The following is a 5012-nucleotide window of genomic DNA, read 5'->3' on the forward strand; positions in this document are numbered from 1 at the left end:
TGGACTTGGGCCACTACGAGCGCTTCACCGACACCAACATGTCCAAGCTCAACAACGTTACCACCGGCGCCATCTACCAGGCGGTGATCCACAAAGAGCGGCGCGGCGATTACCAGGGCAGCACGGTGCAGGTGATCCCCCACGTCACCCAAGAGATCAAAGAGCGGATCCGGCGAGTGGCCCGCGAGACCAACCCCGATGTGGTGCTGGTGGAGGTGGGGGGCACGGTGGGGGATATCGAGTCTCTGCCCTTTTTGGAGGCCATCCGCCAATTTCGCAAGGACGTGGGCCGCGCCAATGTCGCCTATGTGCATGTCACCCTGGTGCCCCTGATCAAAGCGGCAGGGGAGATGAAAACCAAGCCTACCCAGCACTCGGTCAAGGAGCTGCGCTCCATTGGTATCCAGCCGGACGTGTTGGTGTGCCGCTGCGAACAGCCATTGCCCCGCGGGATCAAGGAGAAGATCTCCGAGTTTTGCGATGTGCCGGTGGAATGTGTGATTCAGGCTCAGGATGCCCCCAGTATCTACGATGTGCCTTTGGTGCTCGAGCAGGAGGGGTTGGCGCAGCGGGTTTTGGAGATCCTCAACCTGGATCCGCAGCAGCCAGATCTACGGGAGTGGGAGCTCCTGGTGCAGCGGCTGCACCACCCCCAAGAGCAGGTGGAGATTGCCATTGTCGGCAAATACGTGCGCCTTACGGATGCCTATCTTTCCGTGGCCGAGGCCCTGCGCCATGCTGGGCTAGCCCTCAATGCCGGCGTCACGCTGCGCTGGATCTCTTCTGAGGAAGTCGAGGAGCGGGGGCCGGAAGCCCTACTGGCTGGTGTGGATGGGGTAGTGGTGCCGGGGGGGTTTGGCAATCGCGGCATCGAGGGCAAGGTGGCTACCATCCGCTACGTGCGGGAGCAAGGCATTCCCTTCCTAGGGCTGTGTCTGGGCATGCAGTGCGCGGTGATCGACTGGGGATGTCACATTGCCCACCTGGAGCGGGCCAACAGCTACGAGTTTGACCCCGATACCCCCCACCCGGTGATCAGCCTCTTGCCGGAGCAGAAAGATGTGGAAGATCTGGGAGGAACCCTGCGGCTGGGCCTCTATCCCTGTCGCATCATGCCCAATACCCTAGCGGCCAAGCTCTACGGTGAGGCCATCATCTACGAGCGGCACCGCCATCGCTATGAGTTTAACAATGCCTACCGCAGCCTTTTTCTGGACTCTGGTTATATCATCAGCGGAGTCTCGCCGGATAACCGCTTGGTGGAGATTATCGAGCTGCCCAGCCACCCCTTTTTCATCGCCACCCAGTTCCATCCGGAGTTTCGCTCCCGCCCCAACCGCCCCCACCCCCTCTTTTTGGGGTTGATCGAAGCTGTCCTGCGCAGCCGCCCTCAGCCTCACCCCCTGCAGTTGCAGAAGATGGGCTAGTTGACAGATCCCTTGTCCAAAAGTGGGGGCACGCCTCTGGTCCTGGTTCTGCAGAGCTTTGCTGAACATAAACTGCTGCGGAATCCTGGGTTTCGCCTGTGGAGCAGCCGTGGCCTACTGCCTAAAACGAGGTCATCCAATCTGCCAAAATTTCCTGTCGGCGTGGATGGCGCAGTTTGCGCATGGCTCGTGCTTGAATTTGTCGGACGCGCTCTCGAGACAGGCCGAAGAGCTGACCAATTTCGGAGAGAGTGTGCAGGTGGCCATCTTTCAGCCCATAGCGGAGCTTGAGGATTTCTTGCTCTCGGGGGCTGAGCTGCTCCAGCATTTCTTCCAGTTGGGCAGACAGCAGGTGCAAGTCCATTTGCGATTCGGGAGTGGGGCCGTTGGCGGCCTCGATAAGCTGCATCAGCTCCCTATCCTCCTCTTTGCCGACCGGAGTATGCAGCGAAAGAGTTTGGCGACCGGCTTCCAAGAGGGTTAAGAGAGCGTCCAGCTTGTCGGGGGAAATCTCCAGAGCTTTGGCAATCTCTGCTTGGGTGGGGCGACGGTTTAGGGCTTCGGTCAGATCTCGCCGGATCCGCTTCACCTGGTTGAGCTTTTCTACCATGTGCACCGGGATCCGCACCAGGCGCCCCTGATTGGCAACGGCGCGGGTGATCCCTTGGCGAATCCACCAGTAGGCGTAGGTGGAAAACTTGTAGCCGCGTTCGCACTCAAATTTTTCTGCGGCCCGGATCAGGCCGATGGTGCCTTCTTGAATCAAATCCAGAAACGGCACACCGCGATTTAAGTACTTTTTGGCAATCGAGACCACCAAGCGCAGGTTGGCCCTAACCAATTCCCGTTTCGCCCGTTCCCTGGCAGCTCCCCCCTCTGCAATCAGCCGTCCCAATTTCACTTCCTGCTCGGCACTGAGGAGTGGGTAGCGAGCCATTTCCCGCAAAAATATGCCCACCGAGTCCTCCGACAGCGAGGCTTGAGTTGCCCGGCTGCCGGGTTTGCTGAGCCGTACCTCAACCCGTTTCGGTGGGGGGGGACAATTCTGAACAGCTACATTCGTCCCATTTGGTTGAGATTTCAAGATTTCATACAAACTCAAGCTCAAGTTCACAAGCGGGTGTTAAGAACTTTACTCAGTACAGGATGGAGGCGGCTAACCTTTCAGCAAACCCAACTTCCTTCAGGGATCCCTGCAGACACAGGGCAGAGATCTCGCCGGATTTCAAGAGGCTACTCGATTTCTCTAGGTTCAGACTTCAGCTTTTGCTAAGGTGGGGCGCAGACTAAACACTTCCGTGATGGTAACGGTCAGCATCCGGTAGGATTGTTAAACTGACTACAGAGTTGACCTTGTTTTGCAGTGCACCATGCCACGCCAACGGAAGAAATCGGATTTGCCCAGCAAAATTTGTCTTACCTGTCAGCGACCCTTCACCTGGCGCAAAAAGTGGGCCGACTGTTGGTCGGAGGTGAAATACTGTTCCGAGCGGTGTCGCAATCATCGCCCCAAGGGATCCCTGCCTGCTTCCCGGCAAGACGGTTGGGACGGATAATGTTGTCTCAGGATCAGGACATAAGGGTTTGGATCTGTCGGGGTTGGCGATGCGGTTTCTCAAGTGGCTGTTGCACAATCCCCACGAGACAGAAGAGGAGGATCCCTTTTTGCGGGCCATCACCCGCCTGGAAAGCCTGATCTCGAAGCTACTGTCAATTTTGATGATCGGGCTAATCGTAGTAGCAGTGGTGGACTTGGCCCGGTTCTTGGTGGCAGATTTGTTGACCGAGCCAACTGGGTTTTTCTCCACCACTTTAATCGAGATCTTCGGCCTCTTTTTAAATATTCTGATTGCGCTGGAAATTCTGGAGAACATTACCGCCTACTTGCAAAAGCAGGTGGTGCAGGTGGAGCTGGTAATCGTCACCTCTTTGATCGCGGTGGCCCGCAAGATCATCATTTTCGATTTCGAGAAGCTGGGGGGGTTGGAGCTCATTGGCTTGGGGGCAGCGACGTTGGCCCTCTCGGTAAGTTATTGGCTGGTGCGGCGGGCCAAGTCTCCATCCAAGTCCGGGGAAGATTAAGCTCGGACAGAATCCTGGTACGATGGGGATGGAGCTTTCCTGCAAGAATTGTGCGTGCGCGATCTAAGTTGGCCAGCCTGGTGAAGTTAGCTGTGCTGATGGTGGTGCTTTGGGTGGGGTTGAGTGCTCTCCCTGTTTTGGCCCGCCCGCATTCTTCTCGCGATTTGCTCCTGGCACAACACTTGGGCAAACCCGTGAAAACCTACAACAATCCCCCCCCGATGGTGATCGACCCGGCCAAGTCCTACACGGCCACGATGGAGACCACCGCCGGCACAATGGTTCTGGAGCTGTTCCCGCAAGAAGCTCCCCTGGCCGTCAACAATTTCGTCTTTCTGGCCAACGATCACTTTTACGATGGCGTCATCTTTCACCGCGTGATCCGCGGCTTCATGATCCAAGGCGGGGATCCCACGGGTACAGGGCGGGGTGGGCCGGGGTACCGCTTTCCCGATGAGCCGGTGCAACGTCCCTACAGCCGTGGCACTTTGGCGATGGCCAACGCCGGCCCCAACACCAATGGCAGCCAGTTCTTCATCATGCATGCCGACTACCCGCTGCCGCCCAACTACACGATCTTTGGGCAATTGATCGAGGGAGAGGATGTGTTGGATAAAATTGCAACTGCGCCCACCGGCCCTCAGGATCGCCCCCTGAAACCGGTGGAGATCAAGTCGGTTCGCATCTTGGAATCCAATTAGGTTGGGCCAATCGGGTGGAACAGTTTGGTTAAATTAACTTGGCCTCTGGCCCCATTTTTGCAACTTGCCCTCAGGGGGACTCAGGTATGGAGTTCGCTAGGCCCCGGCGAATGTCCCCCCGCATTCTGGTTCTGGATTTTGATGGTGTGCTCTGCGATGGGCGGGCGGAGTATTTTGCCTCTTCCTGCCGCGTTTGTGCTCAGGTGTGGGGCTTGGCTCCTGCTCAGCTAGAGCCGCTGCGTCCTGCTTTTGACCGTCTGCGCCCGCTGATCGAGACCGGCTGGGAGATGCCTCTGTTGTTGTGGGGGCTACAGGAAGGGATCCGGGAGGAAGACTTGCGCCAAGACTGGCCCAGCTGGCGGCAGCGGTTGTTGCAGCAGTCAGGGATCCCTGCCCTCTCTCTAATCCAAGCGTTGGATCGGGTGCGGGATCGTTGGATTGAAGAGGATCTGCAGGGGTGGCTGGGGCTACACCGCTTTTATCCGGGGGTGGCGGCTTGGCTACGCCAGGTTCAGGCTGCAGGGGAGCCGCGCTTGGCCATCCTCAGCACCAAAGAGGGACGGTTCATCCAGCAGCTCTTGGGTCGAGAAGGGATCCAACTGCCGCGCCACCGCATTCTGGGCAAGGAAGTGCGCGCCCCCAAGGCCACCACTTTACAGCGGCTACTGGCTGCCGCCCAACTGCCGGCTGAGGAGCTGTGGTTTGTGGAGGATCGCCTGCAAACGCTGCGCCAGGTGCAGACGGTGCCGGAGCTGGAGCAAGTTCTCCTGTTTTTGGCCGACTGGGGCTACAACCTGCCGGA

6 protein-coding genes are annotated in these 5012 nt (G+C 58.1%); 5 read left to right on the top strand and 1 reads right to left on the bottom strand.

Going from position 1 to position 5012, the window contains the following annotated elements; translation table 11 throughout:
- Positions 1-1427 (top strand): CTP synthase (locus NW819_RS04180; protein ID WP_414412977.1); only part of this gene is annotated, 1427 nt, incomplete at its 5' end.
- Between the two features lie 121 nt (positions 1428-1548).
- Here NW819_RS04180 and NW819_RS04185 read toward each other — a convergent pair.
- Complete coding sequence (locus NW819_RS04185) at positions 1549-2385, bottom strand: RNA polymerase sigma factor RpoD/SigA (protein ID WP_414412978.1); 837 nt, start codon at positions 2383-2385, stop codon at positions 1549-1551.
- A gap of 412 nt (positions 2386-2797) precedes the next feature.
- Between NW819_RS04185 and NW819_RS04190 the strand changes: the two genes are divergently transcribed.
- The 4 genes from NW819_RS04190 to NW819_RS04205 form a co-directional block, all read left to right on the top strand.
- Positions 2798-2983, top strand: a complete 186-nt coding sequence (locus tag NW819_RS04190) for a DUF2256 domain-containing protein (RefSeq protein ID WP_041437321.1) — start codon at positions 2798-2800, stop codon at positions 2981-2983.
- Positions 2984-3032: 49 nt separating this feature from the next.
- Positions 3033-3509, top strand: a complete 477-nt coding sequence (locus NW819_RS04195) for a phosphate-starvation-inducible PsiE family protein (protein ID WP_414388089.1) — start codon at positions 3033-3035, stop codon at positions 3507-3509.
- Between the two features lie 221 nt (positions 3510-3730).
- Positions 3731-4210, top strand: a complete 480-nt coding sequence (locus NW819_RS04200) for a peptidylprolyl isomerase (protein ID WP_414356714.1) — start codon at positions 3731-3733, stop codon at positions 4208-4210.
- Positions 4211-4320: 110 nt separating this feature from the next.
- Positions 4321-5012 (top strand): HAD family hydrolase (locus NW819_RS04205; RefSeq protein WP_414412979.1); only part of this gene is annotated, 692 nt, incomplete at its 3' end.

The organism is Synechococcus sp. R8-2 (assembly GCF_047461715.1).
Taxonomy (GTDB): domain Bacteria; phylum Cyanobacteriota; class Cyanobacteriia; order Thermostichales; family Thermostichaceae; genus Thermostichus.

Excerpts from the sequence above, each read along its gene's own strand:
- NW819_RS04195 (WP_414388089.1), top strand. The coding sequence starts at position 3,033 with ATGCGGTTTCTCAAGTGGCTGTTGCACAATCCCCACGAGACAGAAGAG.
- NW819_RS04200 (WP_414356714.1), top strand. The coding sequence starts at position 3,731 with ATGGTGATCGACCCGGCCAAGTCCTACACGGCCACGATGGAGACCACC.
- NW819_RS04190 (WP_041437321.1), top strand. The coding sequence starts at position 2,798 with ATGCCACGCCAACGGAAGAAATCGGATTTGCCCAGCAAAATTTGTCTT.